General features: G+C 42.7%; 16 protein-coding genes. 11 read left to right on the forward strand and 5 right to left on the reverse strand.

All coding sequences use genetic code 11. The annotated features are described in order from the left end of the window. Nucleotides 1-62: 62 nt before the first annotated feature. Entirely contained in the window at nucleotides 63-1,052 is a 990-nt protein-coding gene (locus tag C1T29_RS05470; protein WP_014663272.1) for a glycosyltransferase family 2 protein, read from the forward strand. Between the two features lie 71 nt (nucleotides 1,053-1,123). Next, complete coding sequence (locus C1T29_RS05475; RefSeq protein WP_103749989.1) at nucleotides 1,124-3,709, forward strand: YfhO family protein; 2,586 nt, start codon at nucleotides 1,124-1,126, stop codon at nucleotides 3,707-3,709. Here the strand turns inward: C1T29_RS05475 and C1T29_RS05480 are convergent. After that, complete coding sequence (locus tag C1T29_RS05480; RefSeq protein WP_071581301.1) at nucleotides 3,702-4,685, reverse strand: metal-dependent hydrolase; 984 nt, start codon at nucleotides 4,683-4,685, stop codon at nucleotides 3,702-3,704. The genes C1T29_RS05475 and C1T29_RS05480 overlap by 8 nt on opposite strands. A gap of 215 nt (nucleotides 4,686-4,900) precedes the next feature. On the opposite strand from C1T29_RS05480, the gene mutY reads away from it, so the two are divergent. After that, the gene (mutY, locus tag C1T29_RS05485; protein ID WP_103749988.1) at nucleotides 4,901-6,010 is read left to right on the forward strand and encodes an A/G-specific adenine glycosylase; all 1,110 of its coding nucleotides are present in this window, start codon (nucleotides 4,901-4,903) and stop codon (nucleotides 6,008-6,010) included. Between the two features lie 7 nt (nucleotides 6,011-6,017). On the opposite strand, the gene C1T29_RS05490 is transcribed toward mutY, so the two are convergent. Then, a complete protein-coding gene (locus tag C1T29_RS05490) occupies nucleotides 6,018-6,242 on the reverse strand; it encodes a hypothetical protein (RefSeq protein WP_003233542.1) in 225 nt (74 codons plus the stop codon). An 81-nt stretch (nucleotides 6,243-6,323) separates the two neighbouring features. On the opposite strand from C1T29_RS05490, the gene fabL reads away from it, so the two are divergent. The 5 genes from fabL to C1T29_RS05515 all read left to right on the forward strand — a co-directional run bounded on the left by fabL (nucleotide 6,324) and on the right by C1T29_RS05515 (nucleotide 10,335). Continuing rightward, a complete protein-coding gene (fabL, locus tag C1T29_RS05495; RefSeq protein WP_003223262.1) occupies nucleotides 6,324-7,076 on the forward strand; it encodes an enoyl-[acyl-carrier-protein] reductase FabL in 753 nt (250 codons plus the stop codon). A 68-nt stretch (nucleotides 7,077-7,144) separates the two neighbouring features. Then, complete coding sequence (gene sspE / locus C1T29_RS05500) at nucleotides 7,145-7,399, forward strand: gamma type acid-soluble spore protein SspE (RefSeq protein ID WP_014663277.1); 255 nt, start codon at nucleotides 7,145-7,147, stop codon at nucleotides 7,397-7,399. Nucleotides 7,400-7,571: 172 nt separating this feature from the next. After that, nucleotides 7,572-7,832, forward strand: coding sequence for a YgaB family protein (locus tag C1T29_RS05505; protein WP_003242708.1), 261 nt, complete (start codon nucleotides 7,572-7,574; stop codon nucleotides 7,830-7,832). Nucleotides 7,833-7,975: 143 nt separating this feature from the next. Next, nucleotides 7,976-8,506 (forward strand): nucleoside tri-diphosphate phosphatase, encoded by a 531-nt coding sequence (locus tag C1T29_RS05510; RefSeq protein ID WP_003223272.1) that lies wholly within the window; start codon nucleotides 7,976-7,978, stop codon nucleotides 8,504-8,506. An 86-nt stretch (nucleotides 8,507-8,592) separates the two neighbouring features. Continuing rightward, complete coding sequence (locus tag C1T29_RS05515) at nucleotides 8,593-10,335, forward strand: ABC transporter ATP-binding protein (protein WP_103749987.1); 1,743 nt, start codon at nucleotides 8,593-8,595, stop codon at nucleotides 10,333-10,335. Nucleotides 10,336-10,409: 74 nt separating this feature from the next. On the opposite strand, the gene C1T29_RS05520 is transcribed toward C1T29_RS05515, so the two are convergent. Both C1T29_RS05520 and C1T29_RS05525 read right to left on the reverse strand, forming a co-directional pair. Beyond that, nucleotides 10,410-11,471: an aromatic acid exporter family protein gene (locus C1T29_RS05520; protein ID WP_014663280.1), complete on the reverse strand. Its 1,062-nt coding sequence runs from the start codon at nucleotides 11,469-11,471 to the stop codon at nucleotides 10,410-10,412. 219 nt (nucleotides 11,472-11,690) lie between these two features. Then, nucleotides 11,691-12,980, reverse strand: coding sequence for a glutamate-1-semialdehyde 2,1-aminomutase (locus C1T29_RS05525; RefSeq protein ID WP_103749986.1), 1,290 nt, complete (start codon nucleotides 12,978-12,980; stop codon nucleotides 11,691-11,693). 152 nt (nucleotides 12,981-13,132) lie between these two features. On the opposite strand from C1T29_RS05525, the gene bcp reads away from it, so the two are divergent. Together bcp and perR are read left to right on the forward strand one after the other, a co-directional pair. After that, the gene (gene bcp, locus C1T29_RS05530; RefSeq protein WP_071581305.1) at nucleotides 13,133-13,606 is read left to right on the forward strand and encodes a thioredoxin-dependent thiol peroxidase; all 474 of its coding nucleotides are present in this window, start codon (nucleotides 13,133-13,135) and stop codon (nucleotides 13,604-13,606) included. A gap of 133 nt (nucleotides 13,607-13,739) precedes the next feature. Then, nucleotides 13,740-14,177 carry a peroxide-responsive transcriptional repressor PerR gene (gene perR, locus C1T29_RS05535; RefSeq protein WP_003223285.1) on the forward strand — a complete coding sequence of 146 codons (438 nt, stop codon included), beginning with the start codon at nucleotides 13,740-13,742 and terminating at the stop codon, nucleotides 14,175-14,177. Nucleotides 14,178-14,211: 34 nt separating this feature from the next. Here perR and C1T29_RS05540 read toward each other — a convergent pair whose 3' ends face one another. Continuing rightward, nucleotides 14,212-14,565, reverse strand: coding sequence for a YgzB family protein (locus C1T29_RS05540; RefSeq protein ID WP_014479226.1), 354 nt, complete (start codon nucleotides 14,563-14,565; stop codon nucleotides 14,212-14,214). Nucleotides 14,566-14,772: 207 nt separating this feature from the next. On the opposite strand from C1T29_RS05540, the gene C1T29_RS05545 reads away from it, so the two are divergent. Next, complete coding sequence (locus C1T29_RS05545; RefSeq protein WP_069839939.1) at nucleotides 14,773-15,657, forward strand: nucleotidyltransferase-like protein; 885 nt, start codon at nucleotides 14,773-14,775, stop codon at nucleotides 15,655-15,657. Nucleotides 15,658-16,030: the final 373 nt, after the last annotated feature.

The raw sequence follows: 16,030 nt of genomic DNA on the forward strand, positions 1-16,030 counted from the left end.
AGTTTTACACAAATCTTCAGTAAGGCAATACTTAAAAAGAATAATAAAAAGAAGGTGCCTTAATGAAGCAAGGATTAATCTCGATTATTATCCCGTCTTACAATGAAGGGTATAATGTCAAACTCATTCATGAATCTTTAAAAAAGGAATTTAAAAACATTCATTATGACTATGAAATATTCTTCATAAATGACGGAAGCGTTGATGACACGCTTCAGCAGATCAAAGACTTGGCAGTGACGTGCAGCCGGGTGAAATATATATCTTTTTCTCGGAATTTTGGAAAAGAAGCCGCGATTTTGGCGGGCTTTGAGCATGTTCAGGGCGAGGCGGTAATTGTAATGGATGCCGATCTGCAGCATCCGACATATTTGCTGAAGGAATTTATCAAAGGCTACGAAGAAGGGTATGACCAGGTGATTGCCCAAAGGAACAGAAAAGGGGACGGGTTTGTCCGCTCACTCTTATCATCAATGTATTACAAGTTCATTAATAAAGCGGTGGAAGTCGATTTGCGTGATGGTGTGGGTGACTTCAGATTGTTAAGCCGCCAAGCTGTAAATGCTCTTTTGAAGCTGAGCGAAGGAAACCGCTTCTCAAAAGGCCTTTTTTGCTGGATCGGCTTTGATCAGAAAATTGTGTTTTATGAAAATGTCGAACGGAAAAACGGCACATCCAAATGGTCGTTCAGCAGTCTGTTTAATTACGGCATGGACGGCGTCGTTTCATTTAATCATAAGCCGCTGAGATTATGTTTTTACACCGGCATTTTCATCTTGCTGCTTTCCATCATTTATATCATTGCCACATTCGTTAAAATTCTGACTAACGGTATTTCTGTGCCTGGGTATTTTACAATTATCTCAGCTGTGTTATTTCTTGGCGGAGTACAGCTGTTAAGCCTCGGGATTATAGGCGAATATATCGGCCGAATTTATTATGAAACAAAAAAACGCCCGCATTATTTGATCAAAGAAGCGAATATCCCAAACAAAGACCTGCCTGAAACGAACGAATTAAAAAGCGTGCGGCGTCTGACAAAAATGCACTGAAATCACCAAGCGTCATTGGCAGTGCTTTTTTTGCGTGTCTATCATCTTAAAAGCAAGACTGGAGAATGTATATGAAAAGAAAACATGTCATGATCTATGCGGCCAGTCTGCTGGTGTCCGTTCTGGCACACGCCTTTTTTGTGAAAGAATGGGCGGAAGGCAGATATATGACAGGTCCGGGTGACGGGCTTGCGCAAATGATCGTATTTAAAAAATTATTATTTGACCAATATACACACGGGAATTTTTTCTACAATTATTCATTCGGACTTGGCGGCGGCACATTCAGTCAGCTCGGCTATTATTTTTCTGCTTCTTTTCTATTTCTAGCTGTGTCCGCCGTTGTCTGGCTGCTTCAAGCCCTCCAGTTTATCGGAGAAGCGGATACGCTTTTTTGGGCAGAGTCAGCTGTTTTTATAAGTATTTTCAAATTGAGCTTGATCATCTTTACGTCCGCTTCTGTTTTTCACTATCTTCTCAAGCATAGAGCGGCATCGTTTACGGGAGCCGTGTTATACGGCGTCTCGATTATTTATTTCCGTCACGAAGTGTATTGGGAATTTTTTACTGATACAATGGTTTGGCTTCCGCTGCTTGTGCTTGGCGCAGAAAAAATCATTAGAGAGCGGCGTCCGGCGTGGTTTATTGTTGCGTGTTCGCTGACGTTCATCAACAATTTTTACTTTGCATACATAAACCTTATATTCATCGGAATCTACGTGCTGTTCAGATGGCTGATCAGACTGGAACAGGATGAAGTGAAAAGATGGGTTCAATGCAGATTGTTTCTGGTTTCGGGCCTTATTTCTTTTGGCATCAGTGCGGCGGTGTTTGTGCCGGTGGTATACGGTTATTTAAACAACCTGCGCCCTCCATACAGCCAGAAAATAGAGTGGCTCAATTTCGATGATAATATCTTATTTTCGAGCCGGATCATCATTGTGCCGGCCGCTTTTCTGCTGTTTTTGTTTATGATGTCTTTTTACAAAAACCGTGTGTTTCGCCTGTTTGCCGGATTGAGCCTGCTGTTTATTCTTTTTCATTTCAGTCCGTATGCGGCAAGCGTCTTTAACGGCTTTTCCGCCCCGCAAAACCGGTTTGAATATGTTTTGGCCTTTACCATTGCGGGAGCAGCGGCGGCTGGTTTGTCACAGCTGTCTGAACTGAAACGGAAAGAACTGCTCCCGGCCATAGCTATCGTCCTGCTTCTTTACTTGTATCATATCCAAAGGTATAAGCTCGATATATGGAAGCCTGCGAATGAAAGCATTCTATTGCTCTTACTCATGACAATCGCAGCCTTGTTTGCTGCAGCTTTTGCGAAAAAACAGGCAAAAGTGGCTGTGTACGGTATCATCATTCTTTCTTCGCTGTTTGTCGCCAACTCCTATCAAAAATACGCACTCTCAGAAGGCGGCGATCTGGATAGTGTGACAAGAGAATATCTTACAAGTGAGGAATACAGAGGGCAAGAATCATCTGAGCTCATCAGACGTTTACAAAAGGAAGACAATGACCCGCTCATGAGAATCGACTGGATGAACGGTGTCCGCAATAATACGCCAATCATTTACGGATTTAATGGCTTCAGCGCCTATTCCAGCATTTTAAATAAAGATCTGCTGGCCTTCTATTGGAATGATTTAAGCATCGATATGGGCAGGGAAAGCGTCAGCCGTTATGCGTCATTGGGAGACAGGACGAATTTATACAGCCTGCTTTATGGCAAATATTATATGACGGAAAAAACAAACGCAGCCAGCGTCCCGTACGGCTTCAAAAAGCATTTAGAAACAGAGCATTATGCGGTTTATGAGAATGAGAACATGCTTCCATTCGTCAAAACAGCGGATGCCATATACAGTGAAAGTGAGCTGGACCAATTGCCCGCTCTTGCGAAAGAACAGGCGATGCTGAAAGGAATCATATTAAAAGATCCATCTGGAAAAACCGAGCAGACACCAAAACCGGCCAATTTGATCACCAAGTCGGACATCACCGCAAAACAAGCCCATTATCAAAACGGACTGCTCACCGTAACTGGAGAAAACGGAGGAGAGCTGCTCATCACTCCGAAACAGCCATCATCCGCTCCGGGAGACTACTATGTCAGCTTTTATTTGAAAAGCAAAGCAAAAGACAAAGGATTTACATTAAAGGTAAATGATTATGTCACAACAAGGAAATCGAACAAATCGATCTATAAAACCGGTGTAAATGATATTACGGTCAGAGTGCCTAAATCAGGCCATATCTCAATCCATCTTCCGAAAGGAACCTATGAGCTGAGAAATATAGCGCTCTATGAAGAGAATTATGAAACGCTGAAAAACGCTGTATTGCAACATAAAACAGAGAAAGCAGAGAAACTGAATTGGAACAAAAATCAACTGACCTTTGCATATCATCTGTCAAAAGACCAGTACATCATGCTTCCGATCCCATATGAAAAAGGCTGGGAGCTGAAGATCAACGGACACACACAGAAGATTGAAAAAGCGGATTATGCTTTTATAGGCTTCAAGGCGCAAAAGGGAGACAATCACATTGAGCTGACTTACTATCCGCCATACTTCAACATATCGGCGATCATATCTCTCGTCAGTCTGCTGCTTGCTGTTTTATATATAAGACGTAAAAAGCCCGGCTCTATATAGAGCCGAGCTTTAATTTTTTCTGAAGTTTTTCTTCGCTGAATATCCATCCCGTATAGGACGAACGAATCGTAAGATCATGGCCGATATGAACAATTGCCACAAAAGGATAATGGCCTTTACTCCGATAACGCAGGTCGATAAATCTCACCTCATAATGATCTTTAAATGTATCCACTTCCCACCGGTAAACCGGAGAAAAGGACAGAAACGCCGCGATGTTATCATCCTGCTTTGCCGCATGCATTACATCGGTTTCAGGAACAGGCACTCGATTAAATGTATCCAGAATCACGACGTGTCCTTCCATGCTTCTTCCTACATAGAAAGCATGTGCTGTTGTCACTGCGATTCGCCATTGCCTAAATTTCATCGTTGGAGAAATAATAATGCTTTCAATCTCATCATGAATCATCTCATGAAGCTTTCGTTTAATTCTCAGCTGCATGATCAGGCGCACCAAATAATAGCCTGCCAATATGATATATAAGCTGAGAAATGTGATGCCGGGACTGCCGCCTGCATACCAAACCGCAATAGCTGCCAGGTGGCTGATAAAAATAAACGGATCAAACGTATTAATCAGCCCAAGCGCAACCCATTTTTTCGAAAACGGACGAATGGCTTGTGTCCCATAGGCGTTGAATATATCGACGAAGACATGCAGAACAACGGCCAGCAGCGTCCACAGCCACAGGTGCAGAAAATTGGCCTGAGGATAAAATAAATACAGAATCGCCGGGATGATGACAGACCAAAACAAAACGGCGGGAATTGAATGGGTAAATCCTCTGTGATTCCTTATATAAACAGCATTGTTTTTAAGCTTTAACACAGTATCAATATCCGGAGCCTGAGAGCCCGCAAGCGTTGCGATCATAACAGCGTGAGCCATTGCCGGATCTGATGCGACAACAGGATCAAGCGTCGCAATACCGCCCAGTGCGATGCCCATAACGACATGTGTGCCCGTATCCATAGGTGACCTCCTTGCAGGATGATCCTGCACATTCACTTTGTAAGAAACTCCCCATTTTCATATACCCAATTTTTAAACTGATTCAATCGTTCTCATATGTTTCCGCTTTTTCTTTACTATTATTTAATGTAACATATTATCGTACTGTGCCCTTAGTGTACAACAAAAAACAGTCTAAAGAAAAGCGGGGCGCGAAAGACTGGGGAGAAACACATATGAACGTACTTGAAGACAAATTAAAACAAAAAGACATACAGCAATTTCGCGATGATTTAATCTCATGGTTTGAACGGGAGCAGCGCGTTCTTCCGTGGAGAGAGGACCAAGATCCGTATAAAGTGTGGGTATCTGAAGTCATGCTGCAGCAAACGAGAGTAGAGACTGTGATTCCTTACTTTCTGCGATTTGTGGAACAATTCCCGACAGTGGAAGCGCTCGCTGATGCAGATGAAGAAAAGGTGCTGAAAGCATGGGAAGGACTCGGCTATTATTCCCGAGTCAGAAACCTGCAAAGCGCAGTAAAAGAAGTAAAACAGGAATACGGCGGCATTGTCCCTTCAAACGAGAAAGAATTTGGCGGGTTAAAAGGCGTCGGCCCTTATACAAAGGGAGCGGTGCTCAGTATAGCCTACAATAAACCCATTCCCGCGGTTGACGGAAATGTGATGCGTGTCATGTCCAGAATTCTTTCTATTTGGGATGATATTGCCAAACCAAAAACAAGAACGATCTTTGAAGATGCTATACGAGCTTTTATTTCCAAAGAAAAACCTTCTGAATTTAATCAGGGCTTGATGGAGCTTGGAGCCTTGATCTGTACGCCAAAATCACCTTCATGCCTGCTATGCCCGGTTCAGCAGCATTGCTCAGCATTTGAAGAAGGCACTGAACGGGAGCTTCCGGTCAAAAGCAAAAAGAAAAAGCCCGGGATCAAAACAATGGCTGCGATCGTACTGACCGATGAAGATGGACAAGTGTATATCCACAAACGGCCGTCTAAAGGTTTGCTCGCCAACTTATGGGAATTCCCTAATCTTGAAACCCAAAAAGGGATCAAAACTGAGCGTGAACAGCTCATAGCATTTCTAGAAAACGAATATGGGATACAAGCTGATATCAGTGATCTGCAAGGTGTAGTCGAGCACGTTTTCACCCACCTGGTATGGAATATTTCTGTGTTTTTCGGTAAAGTAAAACAAGTGTCGGATACCGCCGAGCTGAAAAAAGTAACGAAAGAAGAGCTCGAACAATTTGCGTTCCCGGTGTCACATCAAAAAATCTGGAAAATGGCAGGGGAAGCAGCCTCATACTCGGCTGCTCCGTAAACCATTCTTAATCGTAAGAGACGCGCGTGCCGTGGCTGTAGTCCGCTTCATTGCGCTTCATTCCGCCGCGCGCCTCAATTTCTTGCGTTAATTCCCGGTATTTTGATTGGCCTTCTTCGTTCAAATAAGGCATAATTTGCTGAAAGGCATGATGAAAATAAGCGAGTTCACTGTTCTTCCAATCTTTTTTGGAAACCATGTTCAATTCGCTCATATCACGTCCGACATACATAACAGAAGACCCCCTTTAAAGTTCTTGCCATTATTGTTTGTGGAAATAAAAGAACTATACGCTACAAGGAGATGAGGAAAAATGGAACAAAATAAATGTGCACTCGTAACAGGAAGCAGCCGCGGTGTCGGAAAAGCGGCCGCGATCAGACTTGCTGAGAACGGCTATAACATCGTCATTAACTATGCCCGCAGCAAAAAAGCAGCACTAGAAACAGCGGAAGAAATCGAAAAGCTTGGTGTTAAAGTGCTTGTCGTAAAAGCAAACGTAGGACAGCCTGCAAAAATCAAAGAAATGTTTCAGCAAATTGATGAAACGTTCGGCAGACTTGATGTTTTTGTCAATAATGCCGCTTCAGGCGTTCTGAGACCTGTCATGGAACTAGAAGAAACGCACTGGGACTGGACGATGAACATTAATGCGAAAGCATTGCTTTTCTGCGCTCAGGAAGCTGCCAAGCTAATGGAGAAGAACGGAGGCGGGCATATTGTCAGCATCAGTTCATTAGGCTCAATCCGCTACCTTGAAAACTACACCACGGTTGGTGTATCAAAAGCAGCGTTAGAGGCTTTAACACGTTATCTTGCGGTTGAGCTTTCACCAAAACAAATTATCGTCAATGCTGTTTCAGGCGGAGCGATCGACACAGATGCGCTGAAACACTTCCCGAATAGAGAAGATTTGCTTGAGGATGCGCGCCAAAACACACCGGCGGGCCGCATGGTCGAAATTAAAGACATGGTTGATACCGTTGAGTTTCTAGTGTCTTCCAAGGCTGACATGATCCGCGGACAGACTATTATCGTTGACGGCGGACGCTCACTGCTCGTTTAAAAATTTTTAAAAAAGAGGAATAGCTATACGATCACCTGCACATTCTAATGACCGTGGAGGTGATAACAATGGCTAACTCAAATAATTTCAGCAAAACAAACGCTCAACAAGTTAGAAAACAAAACCAACAATCAGCTGCTGGTCAAGGTCAATTCGGCACTGAATTTGCTAGCGAAACAAACGCTCAGCAAGTTAGAAAACAAAACCAGCAATCAGCTGGCCAACAAGGTCAATTCGGCACTGAATTCGCTAGTGAAACTGACACACAGCAGGTAAGACAACAAAACCAATCTGCTGAACAAAACAAACAACAAAACAGCTAATCACTGAAACAGAAAAAAGCACTTCATCTTCGGGTGGAAGTGCTTTTTTCTGTTTAAAAAACGACAAAACTTGTGGAAGGTCTACAGAATGAGTCAAAGGGTTTGCTTTATGGAGATCGAAATGATTAAAGGAGGAAACGTTTATACTTTCACCAGGCTGAAGGAGGAACCGATGACGGAATTTGAAAAGCTGGTAAGTGAACAGATGAAAACGATGGATAAGCTTCTCGATCTCCAATCAGAGCTCGACCGCTGCAAACAAATTGAAGCGGAACTCAGGCATTTGGAAAGGGATGCAAGGCTGCGGGGGATTCAGGCTGAAATTGCGGTAAAACGGAAACACCTTGCCGATATACAAGATATGTTTCAAAAGCAGACAGAGCAGGTCATTCGTTCTTATCGCAGCTCAGAAAAGCCGTCTTCCTTTGTGTAGTGCAGGAATGTGCCATTCCCCGGCCGGAATGGCTCTTTTATTTTCATTTTTCAAATTGTAACGTTATAATAGGTAAAAGACGTTGTCGGTAAGCAAATTTGGACATACTAACTGTAGGGCTTTATAGAAAGTAGGGGAGAAATATGGGCTATCCCAAGGAAGGAGAAACCATTCAAATTCACAGCTATAAGCACAACGGGCTGATTCATAGAATTTGGAATGAGACAACAATCTTAAAAAGTACAGAAATGTGTGTCATCGGGGCCAATGACCGGACGATGGTAACCGAATCAGACGGCCGGACATGGATAACCAGAGAGCCCGCAATCTGTTATTTTCACGCAAGACAATGGTTTAATGTCATCGGGATGCTGAGGGAAGACGGGGTTCATTATTATTGCAACATCAGTTCTCCGTTTGCCTATGATGGCGAAGCAATTAAATATATCGATTATGACTTAGATGTTAAGGTTTTCCCTGACATGACCTACAATATTCTCGATGAAGACGAATATGATGATCACCGGAAAGCCATGAATTATCCAAAAGAAATCGACAGTATATTAAGAGACTACTTAAACACGCTGCTCCATTGGATTCACCAGCGTCAGGGACCGTTTGCGCCCGAGTTTGTTGATATGTGGTATGAACGGTATTTGCGCTATACAAAATAATGGTTACGTAAAAACCTGTTGCGGGGTACAACAGGTTTTTCACATGGGCTCACACACATCATGATCAAGAGAGAGGGGGAATCAACGTGGGGGTTATGAAACGCTACATGCAATTCGTCAAACCTTATAAGAAGCAAATTTTCGTTACAGTGTTAATCGGGATCGTAAAATTCTCCATTCCGCTTGCTCTCCCATTGCTTCTGAAGTACGTAGTTGACGACATTATTCAAGGAGGCGGCACGGCTAGTGACAAAACAACGTCATTGTTCACGATTATGGCGATCATGTTCGCCTTATTTTTAATTTTGCGCCCGCCTGTTGAATATTATCGGCAATATTTTGCCCAGTGGACGGCCAGCAAGGTGCTTTATGACATAAGAGCCAAGCTGTTTGACCATATACAGAAACTCAGCCTTCGTTTTTATGCGAATACAAGAACAGGGGAAGTCATTTCCCGAGTGATCAATGATGTGGAACAAACAAAGGATTTTGTCATCACAGGCCTGATGAATATATGGCTAGATATGCTGACGATTTTGATCGTGATCTCTATCATGCTGACGCTGGACATAAAATTAACACTGATCTCTATCGTTTTATTCCCATTATACGGCATATCAGTGAAGTATTTTTACGGCCGTTTACGAAAGCTGACAAGGGAGCGCTCACAGGCGCTAGCTCAAGTACAGGGGCATTTGCACGAGCGCATTCAAGGCATGCCGGTCATCAGGAGCTTTGCAATAGAAGACCATGAACAGGCTCAATTTAATGAGAAAAATGGTCATTTCTTAGATAAGGCCATCAGCCACACGAATTGGAATGCCAAAACCTTTGCGGTCGTTAATACCATTACAGATTTGGCGCCGCTCATCGTCATTGCGTGCGCCGGCTATTTTGTCATTAATGGACCGCTGACAGTCGGAACAATGGTCGCGTTTGTCGGATATATTGACAGAATGTACAACCCAGTTAGAAGACTGATCAATTCCTCTACAACCTTGACACAGTCAATCGCATCAATGGACAGGGTATTTGAATTTATCGACGAGCCCTATGAACTCACTGATAAACCAAATGCGATTAAGGCAGATCAGATTCGCGGAGGAGTGGAGTTTCAAAACGTTTCATTTCAATATGAAAAGGAAAAAGAAAACATTCTCCATGATGTCTCTTTAAAAGTAAATAGAGGGGAAACTGTAGCTCTCGTCGGCATGAGCGGAGGAGGAAAATCAACGCTCGTCAGCCTGATCCCGAGATTTTATGATGTTTCAAGCGGCAGACTGCTGATTGATGGGACGGATATTCGCGATTATGAAGCAAGAAGCCTTCGCAACCAGGTTGGCATGGTGCTGCAGGATACCTTTTTATTCAGTGAAACGATTCGGGAGAATATCGCAATCGGCAAACCTGATGCCACTCTTGAAGAAATTATTGAAGCCGCCAAAGCTGCAAATGCCCATGAATTTATCATGGGTTTTCCAGAAGGATATGAGACCCGGGTGGGGGAACGAGGCGTTAAGCTTTCAGGCGGACAAAAGCAGCGGATCTCAATTGCGCGGGTATTTCTAAAAAATCCGCCGCTCCTCATTTTAGATGAAGCGACATCCGCTCTTGATCTGGAAAGTGAGCATTATATTCAAGAAGCGATGGACAAACTGGCGAAGGACAGAACAACTTTTGTTGTCGCCCACCGTTTATCGACGATCACACATGCGGATAAGATTGTCGTCATGGAAAACGGCACAATCATTGAAACCGGAACCCATGATGAACTCATGGACTATGACAGCCAGTACAAGCACTTATTTACCATTCAAAATTTGAACTGAAACATCAATCTTATATCCTTTTAACGAAGGATATAAGATTTTTTTGTATAAAAAAACCCGGCTGTTTAACCGGGTTACTCTTCTGTTTCTATTTCGCAGTCTTTCGGATGATACGTTTGAAAACTTGTGATGAGTGTTTCTAAATGTTCGAGCTGCTCGCGGTACTCTACGGCGCTTGCCATAATATTGAGCATGTTGTAATCAATAAGCTCCTCATCCGTATTTTGCTGATTTTTTAAAAAGGACTTTGTTAAAAGCTGCTTATATCGAATGCCTTCTTCATCCGCGTCATCATGCGGCTTGATTTTGCCGACAAACCTCATTAAAATCAGTTCATGCCAGTAAAGCAGGTAATCAAGCTCTTCAGTCAGTGTTTCCTGAAACTCTTCCGGCATATGATAGATCTCGTTTTCCAGACGATGCAGCTTCTTCAATGTATCAAGCGCCCGGTTTGCAGTAATAATGGCCTGTCTGAACAGGACAAGCTTTCTTGATTTCACATAAGTCGTTTTCTTAAAGTAACTTCTTTCTTCTTTATATAGAAGATATGTCTGATCAAGCTTGATCATTTTTTCTTTCAGTTTTTCAATATCCTCTTTCAAAATCGAATGCTCTGTCGACTGCCGCATGGACAATCTGATCCACTTCATAATTTCTTCGGTGTTTTCCACGGTATTATGAATCAGCTTTGTTTCGTACTTAGGAGGCAAAAACACAAGGTTGACGATAAAGGAAGAAAGCACCCCTAAGATGACTGTGCTTGTTCTGATCAGCGCGAACATTAAAAAGTCGTCACCGGCAGATTCTAATATCGCAATGACTGTTACAAGAGCAATTGAAATTGTATGTTCAATTTTAAGTTTCAGCATGATTGTAATGACAATAACTGCTGTTAACCCGATCATAATCGGGCTGGGTCCGAAAATAAGGCCGAACACTGTGGCAATCACAGCTCCGATGATATTTGCCTGAACCTGGTCAATAATAATGAGAAAAGAGCGGTAAATCGACGGCTGAATCGCAAATATCGCTGCAATTCCAGCGAAAATCGGCGCGGGAAGCCCGATCCACGAAGCCAAATAAAGGGCAAGTGTAATCGCAATCCCGGTTTTGAAAATGCGGGCACCAAGTTTCATTGGTTTGTGCGTGCATTCCTTTCTATAGTAAATTGTGTGACATAGCAAATGGGCTAATCCTTAAAATTCCCGGTTAGTTTATTTGCTAAACAATTAAGTAATATACAGGGATCGATACAAATATTCAAGCTATTTTTCTAGAAAAAGACCAAAATCTTACACGTTATTTGAATCCATAAAAAAACAGGAGCTCAATGCTCCTGTCCAAGGTGTCAATTTCTAGTTTTTAAGATGTTTAAAAGCATCCTCGACCGCCTCAAGCGTGTCTTTAATATCCTGCTCTGTATGTGCTGTCGTGATAAACCAGGCTTCATACTTAGAAGGTGCTAAATTAACTCCGCGTTCCAGCATCAGTTTGAAAAACGCAGCGAATGTTTCTCCGTCACTACGTTCAGCCTGCTCATAATTTTCGACTTTCTCATCAGAGAAATAAACCGTGAGTGCGCCTTTTAAGCGATTGACAGTAATTGTGATGCCGTGTGTTTCTGCGTGCTGTAAAATGCCTTCCTCCAGCATTGCGCCAAGGTGATCAAGCTTTTCATACACGCCTTCCTCTTTGAGCACTTCCAGACAAGCGATGCCTGATAGGATGGAAGCGGGGTTCCCTGCCATTGTTCCTGCCTGATAAGCAGGCCCTAGCGGAGCTACCTGCTCCATGATTTCTTTTTTGCCGCCATAGGCGCCAATCGGAAGTCCGCCGCCGATAATTTTTCCGAGCGCTGTTAAATCCGGTTTCACCTGTAAGAGATCCTGCGCGCCGCCATACATAAAGCGGAAAGCCGTAATGACTTCATCGTAAATAACGAGAGCGCCTGCATTGTGCGTCAATTCATTTACTTTTTCTAAGAAACCTTCTTTTGGCGCAACGATACCGAAGTTGCCGACAATCGGTTCAACGAGAACCGCCGCGATTTCACTGCCCCATTTATCAAGAGCCGCTTTATAGCTGTCGATATCATTAAATGGAACAGTGATCACTTCGTTTGCAATGCTTTTTGGTACACCGGCTGAGTCCGGAGTGCCGAGAGTGGACGGGCCGGAGCCTGCAGCGACAAGCACAAGGTCCGAATGCCCGTGATAGCAGCCTGCAAATTTAATGATTTTTGTCCGGCCTGTATATGCGCGGGCCACGCGAATGGTCGTCATAACGGCTTCTGTTCCCGAATTGACGAATCTTACTTTGTCCATAGCGGGAATAGCTTCTTTGAGCATCTTTGCAAATGTAACTTCATGTTTCGTCGGTGTTCCATACAATACACCGTTCTCTGCCGCTTTTTTAATCGCTTCTGTAATATGCGGGTGGGCATGTCCTGTAATAATCGGACCATACGCCGCTAAATAATCGATGTATTTGTTGCCGTCCACATCCCAAAAATAAGCGCCGCTTGCTTTCTCCATTGCAACGGGAGAACCGCCGCCGACTGCTTTATATGATCTAGACGGACTGTTTACACCGCCGACAATGTGCTCTAATGCCTCATTGTGAAGTTCAATTGATTTTGTATGCAAGAATAAAAACCTCCTATATCTCCATGCGTCCTTTCTATTGTAGCATGCTTGCGAACAAGAACAATGGCTTTGGGCTTCAGATGCAGCTGAGATGGTTGTAATCTGGACAAGAATTGGATACGCTTAATAAAAAAACATCCGGAGGTAACGTAATGACTATAGAAATCGGACAAAAAGCGCCTGAGCTTGAGTTAAAAGGCGATCATGGGGAAACAGTAAAATTATCGGATTATAAAGGAAAGTATATTGTGCTTTATTTTTATCCAAAGGACATGACACCGGGGTGTACAACGGAAGCCTGTGATTTTCGGGACAATCACGAAAGCTTCAGTGAACTGGATGCCGTCATTATCGGTGTCAGCCCGGACAGCCAGGAAAAACACGGAAAATTTAAAGAGAAGCATGATCTTCCATTTCTGCTTCTTGTTGATGATGAGCATAAGCTGGCGGAAGCGTTTGATGTGTGGAAGCTGAAGAAAAACTTCGGAAAAGAATATATGGGAATCGAGCGCTCCACTTTTTTAATTGATAAAGAAGGCCGTCTCGTTAAAGAATGGAGAAAGGTAAAAGTGAAAGACCATGTAGCCGAAGCGCTTCAAACCCTCAAGGATATGTCGGAAAAGTAAATTCGTCTATCAGCCTCAAATGATATGCTTACTTTTACCCTGATATCAATTGACAAATTATCGTAGAAAGAGTTACACTAATTATAAACATTACAATGTAAGAATTTTTTTTTAGAAGAGAGGTGCATGACGGATGGCTGCACATGAACTAAAAGAAGCCTTAGAAACGTTGAAGGAAACCGGAGTTCGCATTACTCCTCAACGTCATGCGATTCTGGAATATCTCGTTAACTCTATGGCTCATCCAACAGCGGACGATATATATAAAGCTCTGGAAGGGAAATTTCCTAACATGAGCGTAGCGACGGTATATAACAATTTGCGTGTGTTCCGAGAATCGGGTTTGGTAAAAGAGCTCACATACGGTGATGCTTCCAGCAGATTCGATTTTGTCACATCCGATCACTATCACGCGATTTGTGAAAACTGCGGGAAAATTGTGGACTTCCATTACCCGGGCCTTGACGAAGTTGAGCAGCTTGCTGCCCACGTCACGGGCTTCAAGGTAAGCCACCACCGTTTAGAAATTTACGGCGTCTGCCAAGAGTGTTCGAAAAAAGAAAATCATTAAAAATAAGCTGACCGCACGAAACGGTCAGCTTATTTTATTTCGACATTTTCTTTTTATTATAAGACTCATCAAATTCTTTTCCTTCTAATCCCTTATCTAAAGTCAGCGGCTCTCGGCAATGCATGCACATATCGACTCTTCCTAAAACCTTTGTCTCTTTATCACAGCCTGGACAAATGACGCGAACCGCTTTAGTCGAAAGCATCCCAATCCAAAAGTAAACAACCGTGCTGAGACCGATGGATAAAAGCCCAAGTATCATAAACAAACTAGAAAGCAAAACTGACTCTTTGAAAAAGATCCCGATGTACATAATGATAAACCCAACGAAAACCAAACTTAACGCGAATGTTCTGATTTTATTAATTTTGCTGGAGTATTTCGCCATGTCCATCCCCCTCTGATTTAACTATAGCACAAACCCGATGGGATTTTCTTCATGTTTTCGGTTGAACTGGAATTTACTTATGGAGACTTGCTGTGAAATTGTTTATAATAGTTCAATGTGTTTAGAAAAAAGGAATTTCGTTTTAACCATAGAATTGAATCAAATAGAGAATAAAAAAATTTGAACAATTGCATTGGAGGAATAGTGATGGAAAATCTTCTCCGCCCAATTTACCAAGAAAGAGCAAGTCACCCCAATACATTAGCTGTCATTATGATTGAGAGAAGAAACAAAACATCTTCCTTAACAGATAACTTTGACGCAGCTTTGCTGGTGATTGTAAAGGATGCTGATGAGCCAGTTTTTATAAAGCACTATGAATTCGATCATCAAACAGCTTCTTTGCATGTGGTAACAGATTCTCAGATTCAAGAATGGATTTTGCTTGGAACAAATAGAAGAATCATAGATTGGATTGTAAATGGCAGAGTCTTGTTTGACCGTAATGAATACGTTGCTGAACTGATTGACAGGCTGAATACATTTCCGTTTGCCGAACGTAAACTGAAGATCGGACTTGAATACGGCAAATTAATCAGAAGGTATGTTGAAGGAAAAGCTTTTTTTGAAGCCAATCAATTTTTAGATGCCTACAACGCAGTTGTTCATGCGTTGCATCATTTAGCACGTATTGAAGTAATCGACAGAGGATTTCATCCCGAAACCACGGTGTGGAGCCAAGTGCGCCAGATGGAGCCCCAAGTGTACAAATTATATTCCGAGCTGATTGAAAGTCACGAGAGCTTGGAAAAAAGACTAGAATTATTATTCTTAGCAAATGATTTTCTTATCCATTCTAAAGCAGAGATCGGTTCGGCGCATCTTTTCGAAGTAATGAAAGAAAAAGACATTTGGCAATTCGGTGAGCTTCTTCAACATCATGACCTAAAGCACTTTACACAGGATCTTGGCGTTATGCTTGATTACTTGACAGAAAAGGGACTTATCAACGTTAGCCAAATAGAAACGAAAGGACAGGCTGTCTATCACCGAGGATATTCTTTTAAAAAAGGTGTTGACTCTGTTTCTTGACCGTGTTATATTATTAAACGTCGCTGATGCGCTTCTGAGAAATCAAGCTCACAGCGGCGAGGAAATAAATCAAAAAAACATTTGACAAAAGAAAGCCAAAATGTTATATTGATAAAGTCGCTTCGACAAGAAGTGAAAATGATCTTTGAAAACTAAACAAGACAAAACGTACCTGTTAATTCATTTTTATAAATCGCACAGAGATGTGCTTAGTCAGTCAAACTAGGGCCTGCACGATGCAGGTCACACAGGTGTCGCCGCAGGATGCGGTGAACTTAACCTGTGATCCATTTATCGGAGAGTTTGATCCTGGCTCAGGACGAACGCTGGCGGCGTGCCTAATACATGCAAGTCGAGCGGACAGATGGGAGCT

This window comes from Bacillus sp. MBGLi79, from assembly GCF_002953915.1.